At 73.6% G+C, this 19885-nt stretch carries 14 protein-coding genes and 1 pseudogene; 3 read left to right on the top strand and 12 right to left on the bottom strand.

The window, feature by feature from the left end; all coding sequences use genetic code 11:
* Window positions 1–13 precede the first annotated feature (13 nt).
* The 11 genes and pseudogenes from ACF089_RS02410 to ACF089_RS02360 form a co-directional block, all read right to left on the bottom strand.
* Window positions 14–1087: pseudogene (locus ACF089_RS02410) on the bottom strand (AAA family ATPase); the annotation flags it as partial.
* Window positions 1084–1743, bottom strand: a complete 660-nt coding sequence (pnuC, locus tag ACF089_RS02405; RefSeq protein WP_392020673.1) for a nicotinamide riboside transporter PnuC — start codon at window positions 1741–1743, stop codon at window positions 1084–1086. The pseudogene ACF089_RS02410 and the gene pnuC, both read right to left, overlap by 4 nt.
* A gap of 225 nt (window positions 1744–1968) precedes the next feature.
* The gene (locus ACF089_RS02400; RefSeq protein ID WP_392020670.1) at window positions 1969–3075 is read right to left on the bottom strand and encodes a pseudouridine synthase; all 1107 of its coding nucleotides are present in this window, start codon (window positions 3073–3075) and stop codon (window positions 1969–1971) included.
* A complete protein-coding gene (locus tag ACF089_RS02395) occupies window positions 3075–3656 on the bottom strand; it encodes an SMC-Scp complex subunit ScpB (protein WP_392021581.1) in 582 nt (193 codons plus the stop codon). Before ACF089_RS02395 ends, ACF089_RS02400 begins: the two co-directional genes overlap by 1 nt.
* A 32-nt stretch (window positions 3657–3688) precedes the next feature.
* Window positions 3689–4780, bottom strand: a complete 1092-nt coding sequence (locus ACF089_RS02390; RefSeq protein ID WP_392020667.1) for a segregation and condensation protein A — start codon at window positions 4778–4780, stop codon at window positions 3689–3691.
* Window positions 4781–4859: 79 nt separating this feature from the next.
* Window positions 4860–5402, bottom strand: a complete 543-nt coding sequence (locus ACF089_RS02385) for a hypothetical protein (protein WP_392021578.1) — start codon at window positions 5400–5402, stop codon at window positions 4860–4862.
* Complete coding sequence (locus tag ACF089_RS02380; RefSeq protein ID WP_392021576.1) at window positions 5399–6424, bottom strand: ParA family protein; 1026 nt, start codon at window positions 6422–6424, stop codon at window positions 5399–5401. The genes ACF089_RS02385 and ACF089_RS02380 overlap by 4 nt, the downstream gene beginning before the upstream one ends.
* A 499-nt stretch (window positions 6425–6923) precedes the next feature.
* Window positions 6924–8039 carry an alanine dehydrogenase gene (gene ald / locus ACF089_RS02375; RefSeq protein WP_392021574.1) on the bottom strand — a complete coding sequence of 372 codons (1116 nt, stop codon included), beginning with the start codon at window positions 8037–8039 and terminating at the stop codon, window positions 6924–6926.
* A 151-nt stretch (window positions 8040–8190) separates the two neighbouring features.
* On the bottom strand, window positions 8191–10227 hold the full coding sequence (locus ACF089_RS02370) for a tetratricopeptide repeat protein (RefSeq protein WP_392020665.1): 2037 nt from the start codon (window positions 10225–10227) through the stop codon (window positions 8191–8193).
* A gap of 229 nt (window positions 10228–10456) precedes the next feature.
* A complete protein-coding gene (locus tag ACF089_RS02365; protein WP_392020662.1) occupies window positions 10457–11083 on the bottom strand; it encodes an NUDIX domain-containing protein in 627 nt (208 codons plus the stop codon).
* A 79-nt stretch (window positions 11084–11162) separates the two neighbouring features.
* The gene (locus ACF089_RS02360; RefSeq protein WP_392020660.1) at window positions 11163–12812 is read right to left on the bottom strand and encodes a CTP synthase; all 1650 of its coding nucleotides are present in this window, start codon (window positions 12810–12812) and stop codon (window positions 11163–11165) included.
* 466 nt (window positions 12813–13278) lie between these two features.
* Between ACF089_RS02360 and ACF089_RS02355 the strand changes: the two genes are divergently transcribed.
* The 3 genes from ACF089_RS02355 to ACF089_RS02345 all read left to right on the top strand — a co-directional run bounded on the left by ACF089_RS02355 (window position 13279) and on the right by ACF089_RS02345 (window position 18560).
* Window positions 13279–15081 carry a glycoside hydrolase family 15 protein gene (locus tag ACF089_RS02355; protein ID WP_392021573.1) on the top strand — a complete coding sequence of 601 codons (1803 nt, stop codon included), beginning with the start codon at window positions 13279–13281 and terminating at the stop codon, window positions 15079–15081.
* A gap of 271 nt (window positions 15082–15352) precedes the next feature.
* A complete protein-coding gene (locus tag ACF089_RS02350; protein WP_392020657.1) occupies window positions 15353–16759 on the top strand; it encodes an FAD-binding oxidoreductase in 1407 nt (468 codons plus the stop codon).
* A 160-nt stretch (window positions 16760–16919) separates the two neighbouring features.
* Window positions 16920–18560 (top strand): PucR family transcriptional regulator, encoded by a 1641-nt coding sequence (locus tag ACF089_RS02345; RefSeq protein WP_392020655.1) that lies wholly within the window; start codon window positions 16920–16922, stop codon window positions 18558–18560.
* A gap of 31 nt (window positions 18561–18591) precedes the next feature.
* Here ACF089_RS02345 and ACF089_RS02340 read toward each other — a convergent pair whose 3' ends face one another.
* The gene (locus tag ACF089_RS02340) at window positions 18592–19668 is read right to left on the bottom strand and encodes a glycosyltransferase family 4 protein (RefSeq protein ID WP_392020652.1); all 1077 of its coding nucleotides are present in this window, start codon (window positions 19666–19668) and stop codon (window positions 18592–18594) included.
* Window positions 19669–19885 lie beyond the last annotated feature (217 nt).

The raw sequence follows: 19885 nt of genomic DNA, 5'->3' as shown, positions 1-19885 counted from the left end.
CCGGGCGGGCCGAGCGGTCGGGCGGCGGGTCGGCGAGCCCCGGGCCCTCGGCGAGCAGCGCGTCCACGGCGGCGACCGCGACGGCCAGCCGCAGCTCGCGCGAGCCGGTCACCCGTACGGTCCGGCGTCCGGTGCGGGCCAGCTCCGCCGCGAACCGCGCGGTCATCCAGGGCCGCAGCTCCTCGCCGTCGCGCAGCCCGTCGTCCTCGAAGGGCACGCCCTCGTCGTCGGTGAGCAGCCACAGATGCTGCCGTCCGCGCGCGGCGATCCGGGCGACCTCCTCGTGGCGTCCGCCGAGATAGCGCTCGTGCCAGACGGTGGTGGCGAAGGCGTCCGTGTCGCAGAAGAGCACCGGGGAGCCGGCCCGGGCGGCCGCCTCCTCGCGTTCGCTCTGCGTGCGGGCGATGAGCGGGAAGTCGTCCGCCGAGAGGACGACGTCGCTCCAGGGGGCGCCGGGCCGCTCGGCGCGCAGCCGGGCGAGCCGGTCCTCGCTGAACTCCCGTCCGTACTCCGGCACCCAGCGGGTCCCGGCCCAGACGCCGCCGCGCCGCCGGTAGTGGTCGGCGAGCGCCTCGGCGAGGGTGGTGGTGCCGGTCGACTCGGCGCCGAGGACGACCACCCGCCGGGCGAGCGCGGCGCGCACGGGGGCGCGCAGATGGTCCCAGCAGGCGGCGGGGTCCGCGCGGACGGCGGTGCCGGAGACGGGGAAGCGGGTCCGGCCGGGGTCCACGCAGACGGACTCGGCGCCGAAGCGGCGGCCCAGTTCGTCGCCGTACGCCTCGGAGGTGAAGACCGCGTCGACGGGCTCGGGCACGGCGGCGCGGAAGACGGCCATGTGCGCGTCCCAGACGGCCGGGTCGCCGGTGTCCATCGGGATGTCGTCCACCGCGCCCACCACGCGTACGCCCGGGTGCAGTTCGCGCATCCAGGCGACCCGGTCGGCGAGCGGGAGGGACTCGGCGGAGGCGGCGCAGACCAGGACGGTCAGCCGGTCGCAGCGGGCGGCGGCGGTGTCGACGAGATGGTGGTGCCCGGCGTGCGGCGGATAGAACTTGCCGAGGACCAGTCCGTGTCCGCGGCGCTTCATACGGACGCCTCCACGGGCCGGGCGGCCGGGGGAACGGCGGCGGCGGACCGGGTCCAGTTGCGCAGCCCGATGACGCACAGGACGAGGAAGCCGGTGTACAGCAGGGAGGTCAGATACAGCTCCTTGTGCGCGTACAGCGGGATGTAGATCACGTCGGCGGCGATCCACAGCCACCAGGACTCCAGCCGCTTGCGGCACTGTCCGTAGGTCGCCATGAGCGACAGGGCGCAGGTGAGCGCGTCCCAGAAGGGGACGGTGGAGTCGGTGGCGCGGTCGAGGAGGAGCGTGACGGCCGCGGTCCCCACCACCCCCGCCGCGATGAGCCAGATCCACTCGGTGCGCGAGGTGCGGCGCACCGGCAGTTCCGCGGAGCCCGGGCCACCCCCGTGGGTCCAGGTCCACCAGCCGTAGGCGGCGAGGGTGATGAAGACGATCTGGAGGCCGGCGTCGGCGTACAGGCCGGCCTGGGTGAAGAGGAGGACGAAGAAGACGTTGTTGGCGATGCCGATGGGCCAGTTGGCGATGTGCTGGCGGGCGACGAGCCAGACGCAGAGCGCGCCGCTGCCGAAGCCGAGCACCTCGGTCCAGCTCACCGGGGTGCCGAGCACGGTGAAGAGCGGCTGGCGCAGCGGGTCCAGCAGATCAGCGAGGCTCACGCCCGGCCCCCGTTCTTAAGAGTCAACATGACTATAAATGCGGGGAGGGCACGGACACAAGACGCCGGAAGCCCGCGACTGCGGTCAGTCGCGGGCTTCCGAGGCCGGTGGGAGCGGGGACGGGCGGAGACGGCGCGGACTGCGGAGATCCGCGCGGCGCCGGTACGGGACGGACCGCTCGGGTCCGCCGGACCGGCAGCAGGTCCGCCGGGCCGCCCGCGCGTCCTACAGGCCGACTTCCTTCATCAGCATGCCGACCTCGGTGTTGGTCAGCCGGCGCAGCCAGCCGGACTTCTGGTCGCCCAGGGCGATCGGCCCGAAGGCGGTCCGCACCAGCTTGTCGACCGGGAAACCGGCCTCGGAGAGCATCCGGCGCACGATGTGCTTGCGCCCCTCGTGGAGGGTGACCTCGACCAGGTAGTTCTTGCCGGTGTTCTCCACCACGCGGAAGTGGTCGGCGCGGGCGAGCCCGTCCTCCAGCTGGATGCCGTCCTTGAGGCGCTTGCCGATCTCGCGCGGCAGGGGGCCCTGGATGGCGGCGAGGTACGTCTTCTTCACGCCGTACTTCGGGTGGGTGAGACGGTGGGCCAGCTCGCCGTGGTTGGTGAGCAGGATGATGCCCTCGGTCTCCGTGTCGAGCCGGCCGACGTGGAAGAGGCGGGTCTCACGGTTGGTGACGTAGTCGCCGAGGCACTGGCGGCCGTCGGGGTCCTCCATGGTGGAGACGACGCCCGCGGGCTTGTTCAGCGCGAAGAACAGATGCGACTGGGTGGCGACGGTCAGACCGTCGACCTTGATCTCGTCGTGGTCGGGGTCGACGCGGACGCCCTGCTCGATCACGACACTGCCGTTGACCTCGACGCGCCCGGCCTCGATCAGCTCCTCGCAGGCCCGGCGGGAGCCCATGCCGGCTCGCGCGAGCACCTTCTGCAGCCGCTCGCCCTCCTGGTCGCCGAAAGTCTTCGGGGTCTTGACCAGGGGCTTGTCCGCGTAGCGCTCGCGGTTGCGCTCCTCGGTGCGGGCGTCGTACTCACGCGAGCGGGCCGGGGCGTAGCCGCCCTTGCCGGTGCGCTGGGGGGACTGCCTGGGTCCGCCCTTCGCGCCGCCGCGCGCCGCCGCGCCGCGCCCCTTCCTCGGGCCCTCGGGGGAAGAGCCCACGTCGTAGCGGCGCTCCTCGGGACGGGGCTTGCCGGCGCGCTGCTCCTTGTCGTCGCGCCGGCCTCCCCCGGCCTTCGGCCGGGAGGCGTTCCCGCCGGCGCCCCGGGGGTTGCCGCGACCGCCGCTCTTGCCGCCGCCGCTGTTCCCGCTGCTGTTCCTGCCGCTGCTTCGCATCAAAGTTCCGTCGTTGGATTGTCTGAATGGCTGTCTGCATCAGTTTCCGGAGCGTCCGGATCGAACGACGGTACGCCTTCCTGCGTCTCGGCCTCGATCGCGTCCGCCTCGGGGAGGAAGGGCGCCGGCTCCGGCAGCTCGTCCAGGCCGCTCAGGCCCAGCCGCTCCAGAAAGTAGTTCGTCGTCCTGTACAGGATCGCACCTGTTTCGGGTTCCGCGCCCGCCTCCTCCACCAGACCGCGCTGGAGCAGGGTCCGCAGGACGCCGTCGCAGTTCACTCCGCGCACGGCCGAGACCCGGGAGCGGCTGACCGGCTGGCGGTACGCGACGACCGCCAGGGTCTCCAGGGCGGCCTGGGTGAGCCGGGCCCGGCGGCCGTCGAGGACGAACCGCTCGACGGCCTCGGCGTGCTCGGGCCGCGAGTAGAAGCGCCAGCCGCCGCCGAGGAACCGCAGCTCGAAGCCCCTGCCCTGGGAGGTGTACTCGTCGGCCAGCTCGCGCAGGGCGTCGGCGACGGCCCGGCGGGGCCGCTGGACGATCTCGGCGAGCAGCTCCTCGGCGGCGGGCTCGTCGACGACCATCAGGACGGCTTCGAGGGCGGGCTTGAGATCGCTCACGCCGGTTCCTCCGCTGTGTCGGGTGCTCGGTCGAACTCGTCGGTGACGGCGGGTGGACCGTCGCCGCCGGTCCACCGGACGGTCAGCTCGCCGAGGGCCTCCTCCTGGTCGAGGGCGACGTACCGGTCCCGGTACAGCTCCAGCAGGGCGAGGAAGCGGGCGACGACGGTGAGGGTGTCGCCGGCCCCGTCCGCCAGCTCGCGGAAGGTGGCCCGTCCGCGCTCGCGCAGCAGGGCGGCGACGATCAGCGCCTGCTCCCGGACGCTGACCAGGGGCGCGTGGATGTGGTCGACGCGGATCTCCGGCCGGGGTCTCGGCCGGGCGGCCCGCGCGGCGAGCCGGGCGAAGTCCTCGGGGCCGATGCCGAACACGACCTCGGGGAGGAGTTCGGCGTGGCCGGGTTCGAGCCCGGCGGTCCGGGGGTACCGGCGGCCCTCGGCGTCGAGCCGCTCGTCGAGGAGGGCGGCGATCGCCTTGTACGCGCGGTACTGGAGGAGCCGGGCGAAGAGCAGGTCGCGCGCTTCGAGGAGGGCGAGGTCGGCCTCGTCCTCGACCTCGGCGACGGGCAGCAGCCGGGCGGCCTTGAGGTCGAGGAGGGTGGCGGCGACCACCAGGAACTCGGAGGTCTGGTCGAGGTCCCAGTCGTCGCCCAGGGCCCGGATGTGGGCGATGAACTCGTCGGTGACCCTGGAGAGGGCGACCTCGGTCACATCGAGCTTGTGTCCGGAGATCAGCTGGAGCAGCAGATCGAAGGGGCCCTCGAAGTTCTTCAGCCGTACGGTGAACCGCCGTGCGGCCTCGCCCTCGGGACCCGGGACCGGCTCACCGGAGCCGGGCGCGGGCGCGAGTGCGGGCGCGGGCGCCGTGGCCGTGGCCGTGGCCGTGGCCGTGGCCGTGGCCGTGGCCGTGACGAGCGGTACGTCCGGGGCCTCCGGTACGCCGGGGTCCGGGGTCGGCGCGTGGACGACCGGCACGTCGTCGTCGACGGCGGCCGGGGCGGCCGGCACGACGAGGGGCTCCTCCGGCGGCGCTCCCGGCCCCCGGCCCAGGGCGCGGCGCGGCGGGCGGGGCGGGTCGGTCGGGGGCATCGCGGTCCAAACAGGGCGGGCGGCGCGGACCGGTGCGAACGGTCCGGGCGGGGACGGGCGGGGCAGCGCGAGGCTACCCTCAGCGGCCCCGGAGACGGCGTACGAGAATGCTCGCGTCGCCCCGCTGCTCCAGATCGGCCAGCACCACGGCGACCGCCTCGCGCACGATCCGGCCCCGGTCCACGGCGAGGCCGTGCTCCCCGCGCAGCACCAGCCGCGCGTGTTCGAGGTCCATCAGCTCCTCGGCCGAGACATAGACGGTGATCTTCTCGTCGTGGCGCTCGCGGCCGCTCGGGCGGCGGTTGGCCCCGCGGCCCCTGCCGCGGCGCGCGGGGGCTCCAGCGGCCTCCTGGGGGGCCTGGGAGCGGCGCGCCTTGCCTCCGGGGGCGGCGGGCTGCGTCTGGGGCTCCTGGCCCCGGCTGCGGCCCTCGCCGCCCGCTTCCGCGTCGGCCGCCGTGTGCTCCTGGGAGCCGGACGGGCGCTCGGCGCCCTCCAGGTGGTCGCTCTCGCCGCCGGGCGCGGGCACCCGGGGCTCCCCGTTCGCCGGCCTGCGCGGCGACGAGGACTGGAGCGCCATTCCCCCGGTGGTGCGGAACAGCTCGTCGGCCCCCGGCAGACTCACTCGGCGTGACACCGGGCGAGCACCTCCCTGGCGAGCTGACGGTAGGCGGCGGCGCCGACGGAGTTCGACGCGTAGGTGGTGATCGGCTCGCCGGCCACCGTGGTCTCCGGGAAGCGCACGGTCCGGCCGATGACCGTGTGGTAGACGTGGTCGTCGAACGCCTCGACCACCCGCGCCAGCACCTCGCGGCTGTGCACGGTGCGCGAGTCGTACATGGTGGCGAGGATGCCGTCCAGCTCCAGATCGGGGTTGAGCCGCTCCTGCACCTTCTCGATCGTCTCGGTCAGCAGGGCGACGCCGCGCAGCGCGAAGAACTCGCACTCCAGCGGCACGATCACCTTGTGCGCCGCGGTGAGCGCGTTGACCGTGAGGAGACCCAGCGAGGGCTGGCAGTCGATCACGATGTAGTCGTAGTCCGGCAGCAGCGGCTTCAGCGCCCGCTGCAGGGTGGACTCGCGCGCGACCTCGCTGACCAGCTGGACCTCGGCTGCCGACAGGTCGATGTTGCTCGGCAGCAGGTCCATGTTGGGCACCGCGGTCTTCAGCAGCACCTCGTCCGCCGACATGCCCCGCTCCATGAGCAGGTTGTAGACCGTGAGGTCCAGCTCCATCGGATTGACGCCGAGACCGACCGACAGGGCTCCCTGCGGGTCGAAGTCGACGAGCAGGACGCGCCGTCCGTACTCCGCGAGCGCCGCCCCCAGGTTGATGGTGGACGTGGTCTTGCCCACGCCGCCCTTCTGGTTGCACATCGCGATGATCTTCGCGGGGCCGTGGTCGGTCAGCGGGCCCGGAATCGGGAAGTACGGCAGGGGCCGCCCGGTGGGGCCGATCCGCTCGCGGCGCTGACGCGCGGCGTCGGGGGCGAGGGTGGCCGCGTACTCGGGATCGGGCTCGTACTCGGCGTCGGGGTCGTAGAAGTGCCCCTCGGGGACTTCCTCGTAGGCGGCGAAGTGGGTGGACTCTCGGCCACTCTCGTTGCCGGCCGTGGCGTTCACGTGTTGGCCGTCCGTCATCTTCATCGTGTGGGCTGTCGTCATGTGCGTGATGTCCTGGCGCGTCGGAGAGGTCCGGACAGCTACGGAGCCGACAGCACCCGGCCCGGACGACGGGCTCACTCCCCGTACCGGCGCTACCGCGTGACCACCCCCGGGAGTAAATGTCGACTCATTCACAAGTCGTCTTACCTCCTTGGACGTGACCAGGACTTTATCGATAGGTCAGCGTGGCACCATGCCGACGGTTGGCGACTCTATGGCGTGTCACCGCTCCGCAGCAACACAATCCGCCGGACCCGGCCCGATGTGTCGGCAACGGAACACCCCTCTGTCAAGGGTGCGCGGCCATCGGCCCGGGGTCCGGTCCGGGGGTTTCGGGGGTACGCGAATCGGTTGAAGGGTTACGTACAAGGCGAGTTGAACGGGAGCGTCCCGGGCCGGAGACGGCGCCGGCCGGACCTCGCTGGGCAAGGTCCGGCCGGGGGCACGATGTTGACGGCGGTCGTTGACCTCGGGCCGCCCGTCAGCCGATGAGCGTGCTCAGCTCGGTGCGGGGCAGTCCGTGGGCCTCGGCGACCGGCCCGTAAACGACCTGGCCGTCGTGGGTGTTGAGACCCAGCGCCAGCGCCGGGTCGCGGCGCAGGGCCTCGGCCCAGCCGCGGTTGGCCAGCTCCACTATGTAGGGCAGCGTGGCGTTGGTGAGCGCGTACGTGGAGGTGTGCGGGACCGCGCCCGGCATGTTGGCGACGCAGTAGAAGACCGAGTCGTGGACCATGAAGGTCGGCTCGGCGTGGGTGGTCGGGTGCGAGTCCTCGAAGCAGCCGCCCTGGTCGATCGCGATGTCGACAAGGACACTTCCGGGCTTCATTTTGGCGACCAGCTCGTTGGTGACCAGCTTCGGGGCCTTGGCGCCCGGGATGAGCACCGCGCCGATGACGAGGTCGGCCTCGACGACGGCCTTCTCCAGCTCGTAGGCGTTGGAGACGATCGTCTGCACGGCGGTGCCGAAGATCTTGTCGGCCTCGCGGAGCTTGTTGATGTCGCGGTCGAGCAGGGTGACGTGGAAGCCCATGCCGACGGCGATCTGGGTGGCGTTCCAGCCCGAGACGCCGCCGCCGATGACGACGGCGCGGCCCGCGTGGGTGCCCGGGACGCCGCCCGGCAGCACACCCCGCCCGCCGGCCGAGCGCATCAGGTGGTAGGCGCCGACCTGGGGGGCCAGCCGGCCCGCGACCTCGGACATCGGGGCGAGCAGCGGCAGCGCGCGGTTCGCGGTCTCGACGGTCTCGTAGGCGATGGCGGTGGTGCCGGACTCCAGCAGGGCGTCCGTGCAGGCGCGGGAGGCCGCGAGGTGGAGGTAGGTGAAGAGGGTCTGGTCCTTGCGGAGGCGGTGATACTCCTCGGCGATCGGCTCCTTGACCTTCAGCAGCAGGTCGGCGGTGGCCCAGACCTCGTCGGCGGTGGGGAGGATCCGCGCGCCCGCGGCGACGTACTCGCCGTCCGTGATCGAGGAGCCGGCGCCGGCGTTCCGCTCGATGACGACCTCGTGGCCGTGGCGCACCAGCTCGTGGACGCCTGCGGGGGTGATCGCCACCCGGAACTCGTTGTTCTTGACCTCGCGGGGGATGCCGACCTTCACGTCGATCACGGTCCTTGGCTCAGGGGTATGTCGGATACAGGGGTACTTCCATACATACCGGGGCGCACGGGGCGCACCGGAAGACACCACGGGAAAGACGCGGCGGAGCCAGTCTAATGAAGGAATTCTCTCTGTCTAGCCTTACAAACCATTAATCTCCAGCCATGGCACTACGGATTTCGTAGGCTGAACCGGGCTCATCGCCTTCTGCTTCCAGCAGCTGCCCGGCCGTGGCGCGGTGCAGCCCCGCAGCGGCGGGGTCGCCGAGCCGCTCCAGGGTGTCGGCCAGTCTGAGCTGGAGCGCCGCCTGGAGACGGCGGTCGCCGGCCCGCCGGGCCCACTCCACGGCCTCGCGGCAGGTGTGCAGCGATTCCTGGGGCCGGCCCGCGTACTCCTGCACCCGGGCCGCCTCGCTCAGCGCGCGCGCCTGGGAGGGCAGGTCGCCCACCCTGCGGTAGCCCGCGACCGCGGCCCGCCAGCTGCGCAGCGCCTCCCCGTAGCGGCCCGCGTAGGTGTGGACGGTGCCGAGCCGCCCGTACAGCCGCGCCTCGTCGGCGCGCTCCCCGCGGGCCTGGCGCTGGACGAGCGCCCTGCCGTACCAGTCGGCGGCCCGGTGCCAGTCCCCCAGCTCCTGGTAGGCGCCGCCGACGGATTCCATCGCGCGGCCGGTCGCGTACGGGTCGGCGGCGGCCCGGCCCGCGTCCAGCGCGGCCCGGTAGCGGACGAGCGCCTCCTCGGCGCGGCCGCTGCGGGCGTCCAGATCGGCGAGGTTGAGCAGGGCGGCGGCGGTCTCGCGGTGCAGCCCGCGGCGCTCGGCGACCCCGAGGACCAGCCGGTGGAGTCCGTACAGCTCGGGGGCGGCGTCGTCGGTGCCCCGGTGCGCGGCCAGCGCCCGCACCAGCGCGGAGACCAGCCGGCGGGCCAGGGTGTCCAGCTCGCCGTCGGCGACGGCGGCCCGGGCGGCGGCCAGCAGGACCGGCTGCCGGGCCCGCAGCCAGCGATCGGCGGCGGCCGGGTCCTCGAAGCGCAGGGCCGGGGGCATCGCGGCGAGCGCCCTGCGGGCGGGTTCGCTGTCCGGCTCGGTCACCGCCCGGCAGGACTGGAGCTGCCGTACGGCCCGCTCCAGCATCCGGGCCCGGGCCACGCGCAGGTCGGCGGGTTTGTCGCGGGTCTCGGTCAGCGCGGCGAGCAGCGGGAGCAGCGCGCCCGGGACCCGGTACTGGTCGCCCTCGCGGTGCAGCAGCCCGAGGGCGGCGAAGCCGTCCAGCGCGTCGAGGGCGTCCGTCACGGAGGCGCCGGCGAGCGAGGAGGCGATGTGTCCGTCGACGAGCCCGGCGGGGGCGAGGGCGAGCAGCCGCAGCATCCGGGCGGCCGACGGCGGCAGGGACTCGTACACCAGCCGGAAGGCGCGGGCGAGCGGTTGGGCGGTCCCCGGGGGCTGTTCGCCGTCGTCGGGCAGGGCGCGCAGCTGCCGGGTGGCGTCGGCGACGGAGAGTTTGGGGCGGGCGGCGAGCCAGCCGCCGACGAGGACCAGGGCGGCGGGCAGTCCGCCGCACTCCTCGGCGACGGATTCGGCGGCCTGCGGGTCCACGGTGATACGGACGGATCCGGTGAAGGTGGCGAGGAGTTCGATGGCCGCCTTAGCGTCCATGCCGCCGAGGGCGCAGGGCCGGACGTCGGGGATGCCGGTGAGGGGGCCGCCGGAGACCGCGACGACGAGACAGCCGGAGTCGTCGGGCAGCAGCGGGTCGACCTGTTCGGCGTCGGCCGCGTCGTCGAGGAGCAGCACGGCGCGGCGGCCGGCCAGCGCCTCGCGCACCATCTGGGACAGCTCGTCCTCGTCGGCGCCGGGCGGGCCCTGGACGCCGAGGGCCTCCAGCAGCTCGCGGGCGGTCTCCTCGGTGGGGACGCGCCGTCCGCCGGGCTCGGTGAGCCGGGCGCGGAGCACTCCGTCGGGGTATTCCGGCGCGATACGCCCGATGAGCCGGCGGGCCAGCGAGCTGCGTCCGGAGCCGGGGCGTCCGGCGATGAGGAGGACGCGGGCGCGGGGGGCCTTGCGGCCCGCGATGGTGTCCAGCCCCGCGCGTTCGATATCGGTCCGAAGGGACTTCAGTTCCCGTTGCCGCCCGAAGAACTGGCCCCGGGACGCGCCGGGGCCTGAGCCCGAGTCCACCGCCTGATCCGTCACGGGCCACGCTCCCGTCCGTCCGCGCACCTGCAAAGCCCGCAGGGGGTCCGCACGGGCGTTCCGAGCGTAGTTCACTCTCTGCGACGAACCCGGGGGAGCGTGTCCGGCATATCGCCTGATCGGATCAATCAGATCGAAAGATCATCGGACTGATGGGGCATTCGGCCGCACCCCGTCCGCTCCCCGGGGGCCGCGTCGGCGCGGGCCCGGGGAGCGGACGGGCGCGCCGTCAGACCTCGAAGGGGCGGGCCGGCCAGGGGGCCTCGGCCGGGCGCAGCGCGTCGAGGCCGTCCCCGGCGAGCGCGGCCGTGGCCGCGAGCACCCCGACCACCAGGCAGTTGTTGTGCAGCTCCCCGGCGAGCGCGCCGCGCACCAGCTCGGTCAGCGGCACCCGGGCCAGCTCCATGTCGGCCTCCTCCTCGGAGACCGCGTACCGCTCCCCCTCGGCGACCGAGAGATCCCGGGCGAGGAAGATCCGTACGGCCTCGTCGCAGCCGCCGGGGGTGGTGTAGACGTCGGTCAGCACCCGCCAGTCCTCGGCCTTGACGTGGGCCTCCTCGTACAGCTCGCGCTGGGCGGCGTGCAGCGGGTTCTCGCCGGGGATGTCGAGCAGTCCGGCCGGGATCTCCCAGAGCCGCTGCCGCACCGGGTGGCGGTACTGGCGCAGCACGACCGCGCGGCCCTCGTCGTCGAGGGCGAGGACGGCGACCGAGCCGGGGTGGACCTGGTAGTCGCGGCGGACGACGGTGCCGTCGGGCATGACCACGTCGTCCGTGCGGACACTCGTCTTGTTGCCCCGGAACGGAGTCGTGGTCGCGGTGACCCGCCACGTCTCGGGGGTGTCCTCAATGGCCATGTCTGTCGTCCTCCCGCAAATAGACCGGGGCGCGTATCAGCGAACGGATACGCACCCCGGTCAACGTTAGCGCCTGGCGTCACTCGCCCGTCTTGCGCTCCACGGCGGCCTTGACCAGCCCGGCGAAGAGCGGGTGGGGGCGGGTCGGGCGGGAGGTCAGCTCCGGGTGCGCCTGGGTGGCGACCAGGTAGGGGTGCGTCTCGCGCGGGTACTCGACGTACTCGACCAGCTTGTTGTCCGGGCTGGTGCCCGAGAAGACGATGCCCGCCTTCTTCTCCAGCTCGGCGCGGTAGGCGTTGTTCACCTCGTAGCGGTGGCGGTGGCGCTCCTCCACGTACGGCTGGTCGTCGTAGACCTCGCGGACGATCGAGCCCTCGGCCAGCTTGGCCGGGTAGAGCCCGAGGCGCATGGTGCCGCCCAGGTCGCCCGCGCCCTCGACGTACGCCAGCTGCTCCTCCATGGTGGAGATCACCGGGTGGGCGGTGGCGGCGTCGAACTCGGTGGAGTTGGCGTCGGGGATCCCGGCGAGATTGCGGGCCGCCTCGATCACGATGCACTGGAGGCCCAGGCAGAGGCCGAGCAGCGGGATCCGGTTCTCGCGGGCGTACTGGATCGCGCCGACCTTGCCGCTCACGCCCCGGTCGCCGAAGCCGCCGGGGACGCAGACGCCGTCCACGTCGGCGAGCTGGCGGGCCGCGCCGGCGGGGGTCTTGCAGTCGTCGGAGGTGACCCACTTGACCTTGACGCGGGCCCGGTTCGCGAAGCCTCCGGCGCGCAGCGCCTCGGTCACCGACAGATAGGCGTCGGGCAGGTCGATGTACTTGCCGACCAGCGCGACGGTGACCTCGTGGTCGGGGTTGTGGACCCGGTCCAGCAGATCGTCCCAGGTCGTCCAGTCCACATCGCGGAAGGGCAGGTCCAGCTTGCGCACCACATAGGCGTCGAGGCCCTCGGTGTGCACGACCTTGGGGATGTCGTAGATGGAGGGGGCGTCGGGGCAGGCGATGACCGCCGCCTCGTCCACGTCGCACATCAGGGAGATCTTGCGCTTGATGGCGACCGGCACATCGCGGTCGGCGCGCAGCACGATGGCGTCCGGCTGGATGCCGATGTTGCGCAGGGCGGCGACCGAGTGCTGGGTGGGCTTGGTCTTCAGCTCGCCGGAGGGGCCGATGTAGGGCAGCAGCGAGATGTGGACGACGAAGACGTTGTCCCGGCCGACCTCGTGGCGGACCTGGCGGACGGTCTCCAGGAAGGGCAGCGACTCGATGTCGCCGACCGTGCCGCCGACCTCGGTGATGACGACGTCGACGTCGTCGGTGGCCATCCGGCGGATGCGGTGCTTGATCTCGTTGGTGATGTGCGGGATGACCTGGACGGTGTCGCCCAGGTACTCGCCGCGCCGCTCCTTGGCGATCACCTGGGAGTAGATCTGCCCGGTGGTGACGTTCGCGGAGCCGTCGAGGTCGACGTCGAGGAAGCGCTCGTAGTGGCCGATGTCCAGGTCGGTCTCGGCGCCGTCGTTGGTGACGAACACCTCGCCGTGCTGGAACGGGTTCATCGTGCCCGGGTCGACGTTCAGATAGGGGTCGAGCTTCTGCATCGTGACCTTGAGGCCCCGCGCCTTCAGCAGCGCACCCAGGCTGGAGGCCGTCAGGCCCTTCCCGAGGGAGGAGGCGACACCCCCGGTGACGAAGATGTGCTTGGTCGTCATGGATTTGGGCGGCATCGCCAAGAGGGGGCTCCCGTGGTCGCGAGGGTGAGGTGCGTGCCGGCGACCCCGGCTGTTCAGGGGTGCCGTCGCTGCGGTTGCGGGGCTCCTGTTTCGAGCACAGACGGCCACCGGTCCACGGGGTACCAGGGTATCAGCGACTCCGGTCGGCCGCTTCCGGCCACGCGCCGTCACTCCCGTACCTCCCTCACCAGGCATTCACCCTTGGCTCACCCGTTCGGCGTACTCGGGTTGTCCAGACCGCCACGCGGAACTCTCCGGTGCGTCGTATCCTGCTCGGACACTCGCTTTGCAGAGCAACGCGCAGGGGCGCGCTCAATTGAGCAGGGTGGTGGTGGGCGACGGGTGACACAGGCCAAAAGCGACATCCCCGACTTCAACCCGTGACCCCAGGCTCGTCAGCGACCCTTGACGCCAGTAAGCGCCCCACGGGGCGGACATGGCCGTTCGACTGGAGATGCACGTGGCCGGGCGCATCGAGGATTACGCACTCATCGGAGACATGCAGACCGCCGCACTGGTCTGCCGCGACGGCACAGCCGACTGGCTGTGCCTGCCGCGCTTCGACTCGCATGCCGTCTTTGCCGGGCTGCTCGGTACCGAGGAGCACGGATTCTGGAGAATGGGCCCCGCCCATCCCGCACACGCCGAGCCGCCCGCGGCCGACCGGCGGCGCTATCGCGGCGACTCCCTGATTCTGGAGTCGGAGTGGGACACACCGCGCGGCACGGTCCGTGTGACCGACTTCATGCCGCCGCGCGACGGGGCTCCGCAGCTGATCAGGATCGTCGAGGGGGTCTCCGGACGGGTGCCGATGCGCTCCGCGCTGCGGATGCGCTTCAGCTACGGACGGATCACCCCCTGGGTCCACAAGGTCGACAGCCGCACGGTGGCCGTCGCCGGACCCGACTCGGTCTGGCTGGACACCGACACCGAGACCTACGGCAAGGACCTCACCACCTACTCCGACTTCACCGTCTCCCCCGGTGAACGGGTCGCCTTCACCATCAGCTGGCAGCCCTCGCACCACCAGCCGCCCGCGCTCCCCGAACCGGAGGCCTCCCTGGAGGCGACCGAGGAGTTCTGGCGCGAGTGGGTCGAGCACTGTACGTACCACGGGCCCTACCGCGAGGCCGTGATCCGCTCGCTGATCACCCTCAAGGCCCTGACGTACGCGCCCACCGGCGGCATCGTCGCCGCTCCCACCACCTCGCTCCCCGAGGAGATCGGCGGCGTACGGAACTGGGACTACCGCTACACCTGGCTGCGCGACGCCGCGATCACCCTCTCCTCGCTGCTGCGCACCGGCTACCGCGAGGAGGCGCTCGCCTGGCGCGAGTGGCTGCTGCGGGCCGTCGCGGGCGACCCGGAGAACCTCCAGATCATGTACGGCATCGCCGGCGAGCGGGAGCTGGGCGAGGCCGAGCTGGACTGGCTGCCGGGGTACGAGAACTCCGGCCCGGTCCGCGTCGGCAACGGCGCGGCCCACCAGCTCCAGCTCGATGTGTACGGAGAGGTCACCGAGGCCCTGCACCTGGCCCATATGACGGGCCTGGCGCGGAACGACTACGCCTCGATGCTCCAGCTCCGGCTGATCCAGTATCTGGAGAACCACTGGGACCAGCCGGACGAGGGCATCTGGGAGGTCCGCGGGCCGCGCCGCCACTTCGTCCACTCCAAGGTGATGGCCTGGGTCGCCGTGGACCGCACCATCAAGCTCATCGAGTCCGGGGACGCGGACGGGCCCCTGGAGCGGTGGCGCGAACTCCGCGACGACATCCACCGCGACGTCTGCGAGAAGGGGTACGACCCCGAGCGCAACACCTTCACCCAGTCCTACGGCTCCAAGGAGCTGGACGCCTCCCTGCTGCTCATCCCGCAGATGGGCTTTCTGCCGCCGGACGACAAGCGCGTCATCGGCACCATCGAGGCCATCCAGCGCGAGCTGTCCACGGAGGACGGCTTCATCCTGCGCTACCCCACCTCCGGCGGGGACGCGGGCCTGGACGGCCTGGAGGGCGACGAGGGCGCCTTCCTCGCCTGCTCGTTCTGGATGGCGGACGACCTGGCGATGATCGGGCGGGTCGACGAGGCCCGCAAGCTCTTCGAACGGCTGCTCGCCCTGCGCAACGACCTGGGGCTGCTGGCCGAGGAGTGGGACCCGAGGCTCCAGCGGCAGGTGGGGAACTTCCCGCAGGCCTTCAGCCATGTCCCGCTCATCGACACGGCGCTGCGGCTCACCGCGTCGGGGGCGTACGGAGGATAGGAGCCGCGCTCCCGGCGGACGGACGGCCGCTCCCGGCCGGACCGGCGGCCGGGAGCTGAGCAGCGGGGCCCCGGCGGGCCGGGCGGGAGCGCTCCCGCCCGGCCCGCCGGGGACGCCGGGGCCCTGGGGAACGCCGGGTCCGCCGGGGCCCCGCGACGGGCGGGGCCCCAGGGACGGACGGGCCCAACGGCCGCCCGGGTCATCGGGCCCCGGCGCCCGGGCGGGACTACGATGGAAAGGTCCTGCCAGCGCCCTCGGAAGGGGGCCCGCCATGGCGCCCCGCACTCTCGCGGAGACGGCGCTGAGCAGCCTCCGCGAACGGCTCACCGGTGAGGCCGTCGCCCCCGCCGACCCCGGCTACGACGACGTCCGCACCGTCTTCAACGGAATGATCGACCGGCGCCCGGCGCTCGTCGTCCTCTGCGAGAGCGGGGCCGACGTCTCCCACGCCGTCCGCTTCGCCCGCGACCACGATCTGGAGATCGCGGTGCGCGGCGGCGGACACAGCGTCGCCGGCATGTCCGCCACCGAGGGCGGTCTCGTCGTCGACCTCCGCCGGATGCACAGCGTGATCGTCAACCCCGCCCACCGCACCGCCCGCGTCGGCGGCGGCGCGACGATGAGCCATCTCGACCGGGCCACCCAGCCCCACGCCCTGGCCACCACCGGCGGCCGGGCCTCCACCACCGGCGTCGGCGGCTTCACCCTCGGCGGCGGATCCGGCTGGCTGGAACGGAAATTCGGGCTCGCCTGCGACAACCTCCTCGCCGCCGAGGTGGTGACCGCCGACGGCGAGACCGTCCACGCCTCCGCCGACGACCACCCCGAACTCTTCTGGGCCCTGCACGGCGGCGGCGGGAACTTCGGCGTCGCCACCGCCCTCACCCTCCGGCTGCACCCCCTGCCCGCCATGTCCATGGCCATGCTCTTCCTGCTGCCCGAGAACGCCGGCGAGGCCCTGCGGACCTACCGGGACTTCGCCGAAGCCGCCCCCGACGAGATCGGCGGCGCGATCATCTGTCTGACCGCGCCGCCCGAACCCTTCGTACCGGACCGTCTGGTGGGCCGGCTGGTCTGCGCGCTCCTCGTCACCTGCGCCGGGCCCGAGAGCGAACTGCGCCGGCTCGCCGCGCCGCTGCTCGCGCTCCCCCGCGAGGCCGAGATCGTCGCCGAACTCCCCTACGCGGACCTCCAGTGCATGCTCGACGACCCGCCCGGCATGCGGAACTACTGGTCCGCCGAGTATCTGACCGCGTTCCCCGACGACGCCGTACGCGTCTACGCCGCCCTCGCCGACACCATGCCCGTGCCCAGCGGATCCCAGCACATCATGTTCCCCATGGGCGGGGCGGTGGCCCGGGGCGGCGGCGACCACCCCGTGCCCTGGCGCTCCGCGCCCTGGGCCGTGCACCCCTTCGGCGTCTGGGAGAACCCGGCGGACGACGGCCGCGCCCGGGGCTGGGTGCGCGGAGTGCGCGCCGCGATGCGGCCCTGGGCGCTCGACGCCGTCTACCTCAACTTCATCGGGGCCGAGGGCGAGGACCGGGTGATCGCCGCCTTCGGCGAGGAGAACTACCGGCGGCTGGCCGCGGTCAAGGCCCGCTACGACCCCGACAACGTCTTCCGCCTCAACCACAACATCCGCCCCACGGCACCCGCGGCCCCCGCGGCCGTCTGAGGCCCCCGCCGGACACCGGAACCCGCCCGGACACCGGAACCCGCCCGGCCAGCGGAACCCGCCGGTGCGCGGGAGCGCCGGCGGCGGGTAGCGTCCCAAGCCCGGCGGCCACCGCCCCGGGACCGCCCGTCGGACGAGTGAAGCGCGAGGCACCTGTTCAGTGGAGAACCGAGGCGAACCCCAGGGCGGTATCACCGTGCGCCGCGCGCTCGAACTGCCCGGGCTGCGCTCCGGGCTCCCCGAGGTCGTCGCCGGGGCCGACCGGCTCCAGCGCACCGTGCGCTGGGTGCACGCGGGCGAGGCGCCCAACATCGCCTCCCTCCTCAAGGGCGGCGAACTCCTCCTCACCACCGGACTCGGGCTCGGCGCCAGACCCGCCGACCAGCGCGCCTTCGTCCGCCGGCTCGCGGAACGGGGCATCGCCGCGCTGGTGGTCGAGCTGGGACCGCGCTTCGGCAGACTCCCCTCCGCGATCGTCGACGCCGCCCGGGCCGCCGGGCTGCCGCTGGTGCAGCTCCACCGCGAAGTCCCCTTCGTCTCGGTGACCGAAGAGATCCACACCGAGATCGTCAACGGGCACTACGCCCTGCTCCGGCGCGCCGAGGAGATCCACCGGCGGTGTACGGAGGCGCTCCTCGGCGGCGGCGGAGTCCCCCACGTCCTGCGCATCCTCGCCGACTTCACCGCCCACCCCGTCTTCCTGGAGACGCCCGAGGGACAGCTCCTCTACGCGGCGGGCCCCGCGTCCGGCACCGCCGGGGCCGAACCCCTCCAGGTGTGGGAGGGGCTGCGCGGCCAGCGGGAGACCCGGGAGTCGCCGCCCGCCGGGACCGTCCTGGTCGATGTGCCCGGCGGCGGCCGGGGCGCCTCCTCGGCCCGCGCCCGGCTGGTGCTGCCCGCCGTCGGCGCGCCCCTGCTCACCGTGCACCGCATGGCCGCGGAACGCGCGGCCGGGCTCCTCGCGGTGGTGCTGATGCAGGCCCGCCAGGAGGAGGAGCTGGCGGCGCGCGGCCGGGGCGACTTCCTCACCGACCTCGCGGAGGGCCGGATCCCGGCGGAGGACGCTCCCGCGCAGGCCCGGGTGCTGGGCTTCCGGCCCGGCGAGGGCCCGCTGCTGCCGGTGGTGATGCGGCTCGCCCCGTCCCTGGCCCCCGCCTCCGGGAGCTGGGCGCCGCTGGCACGGGCGGTGCAGGAGGAGCTGTCGGCGGTCGGCGTCCCGGTGCTGCTGGGGGTGCGCCCGGTGGAGGGCCGGGTGGCGCTGCTGATCGGGCTGCGCTCGGAGGCCGAGCGTACGGCGGTCGCGGACCGGGTCGCGGCGGCGCTGCGCGCGGGGACGGAACGGGCCGGACCGGAACGCGCGGACTCGGATCCTCCGGTCGTGGTGGTGGGCATGGCGGGCGGCTGGGCCTCCGCTTCGGCGGGTCTGCGCCACGCGGCCGAGACCGCGACGGCCGCCCAGGGCCTCGCCGACCGCCCCTGGCACGACGCCCGCCGCCTCGACACGGATCTGCTGCTGTGGCGGCTGCGCGACCATCCGGACCTGGCCGCCTTCGTGGAGCGCGCCATCGGTCCCCTCCGCGACCACGACGCGACCGCGCGACCGCCGCTGCTGCCCACGCTGGAGACCTATCTCGCCCACGCGGGCCGCAAGGCGGAGACCGCCCGCGAGCTGCACCTCAACCGCCAGACCCTCTACAACCGGCTCGCCCGCATCTCCGACCTCCTCGGCACCGATCTCGACGACCCGCAGACCGTGCTCGCGCTCACCCTCGCCCTGCGCGCCCGCCGGCACCTCCCCTGAGGGCCGCCGGGCGGGCGGGCTCGATCGCCGGTCAGCGGGAGAGCAGCTCGTCGTAGACGCTCAGCACCTGGGCCACGGTCTCGTCCTCCGTGGGCCAGCGCGCGGCCTGCGCCCGCCCCGCGCGCGCCAGTTCCGCCCGTCTCTCCCCGTCCCCCAACAGACCCGCCACCGCCCGCGCCAGCGCCTCCACATTCCCGTACGGCACCAACTCGGCGGCCTCCCCGACCAGTTCGGGCACCCCGCCCACGGCGGTGGCGACCAGCGGCACGCCCAGGCGCAGGGCCTCCTGCGCGAGCGGGGAGCGGGACTCCCAGCGGCTGGGCAGGACGGCGACGTCGGCCGCCCCGAGCAGCGCGGACACATCGTCACGGCGGCCCAGCAGCCGCACCGGCAGTCCGCCCGACGCGATCCGCCGCTCCAGCGCGGACCGCTCGGGGCCCTCCCCCGCGATCAGCACCAGCGGGACCGGGTCCAGCTGCCGCCACCACTCGGCGGCGTCCAGCAGCGTGCCGTAGCCGCGCCCCGGATCCAGTCCGCCCACCGCCAGGACCAGCGGTCGGTCCGCCGCCCCGAGCGCGGTCCGCGCCCCTGGCGCGGGGGCGTCCGGGCCCGCCTGGGGCGCGGGCATGGCGACCGGGGCCAGCCGGGCGTCGCGCGCGCCGTGGCCGCGGGCCCGGTCGACCAGTTCGGAGCAGGTGCCGAGCACCACGGCTGCCGCCCGTGCGGCGCGCCGCTCCAGCAGGCGCAGCAGCCGTCCCCGTGGTCCGTCGTCGTGCCCCCGGGTGTGCCAGGTGACGACCAGCGGTATCCGCAGCCCGCTCAGCGCCAGCGCGGCCCGCACCCCCGCGTGCGGTCCGTGCGCGTGCACCAGGTCGGCGCCCGCGCAGGCCGACCGCAGCGCGCCGAAGCCCGCCGGGTCACCGCGCCGCGCCACCGGCGTGAAGTCGGCTCCGGCGGCCGGGAAGTCGTAGATGTGCTCCAGTTCGGCCGGGGCGCACACGGTCACCCGCACCCCCCGCGCCACCAGCCCGGCGGCCAGTGACCGGACGTGCGCGCTGCTGCCCGCACTCCCGCCGCCGAGCACCTGGACCGTACGCAGCTGTGTCACCTGCCAAGAATGCCAGTCCGTACGCGCGTTCCGGCACCGCCCCTGTGCGCGTAACGGGCCCTGCCCACACCCGGATCACCCACTCGGGTGAACCGACTCCACCCGCGCCCGCCCCCGGCCGACCGCGCACGGCGGCGTACGCGCCGGGGCCGCCGGGCGCGTCCGATCACACCGGAATCCGGTACGGGGCACATCCCGGAACCTCGCCGGGCGAACG

This window comes from Streptomyces sp. NPDC014894 (assembly GCF_043080985.1).
GTDB lineage: Bacteria > Actinomycetota > Actinomycetes > Streptomycetales > Streptomycetaceae > Streptomyces.
The sequence above is the reverse complement of the archived record's forward strand: the minus strand, read 5'-3'. Positions and strand labels throughout refer to the sequence as shown.

Excerpts from the sequence above, each read along its gene's own strand:
- ACF089_RS02400 (WP_392020670.1), bottom strand. The coding sequence starts at position 3,075 with ATGCGAAGCAGCGGCAGGAACAGCAGCGGGAACAGCGGCGGCGGCAAG.
- ACF089_RS02395 (WP_392021581.1), bottom strand. The coding sequence starts at position 3,656 with ATGGTCGTCGACGAGCCCGCCGCCGAGGAGCTGCTCGCCGAGATCGTC.
- ACF089_RS02390 (WP_392020667.1), bottom strand. The coding sequence starts at position 4,780 with ATGCCCCCGACCGACCCGCCCCGCCCGCCGCGCCGCGCCCTGGGCCGG.
- ACF089_RS02365 (WP_392020662.1), bottom strand. The coding sequence starts at position 11,083 with ATGGCCATTGAGGACACCCCCGAGACGTGGCGGGTCACCGCGACCACG.
- ACF089_RS02350 (WP_392020657.1), top strand. The coding sequence starts at position 15,353 with ATGGCGCCCCGCACTCTCGCGGAGACGGCGCTGAGCAGCCTCCGCGAA.
- ACF089_RS02380 (WP_392021576.1), bottom strand. The coding sequence starts at position 6,424 with ATGAAGATGACGGACGGCCAACACGTGAACGCCACGGCCGGCAACGAG.
- ACF089_RS02360 (WP_392020660.1), bottom strand. The coding sequence starts at position 12,812 with ATGCCGCCCAAATCCATGACGACCAAGCACATCTTCGTCACCGGGGGT.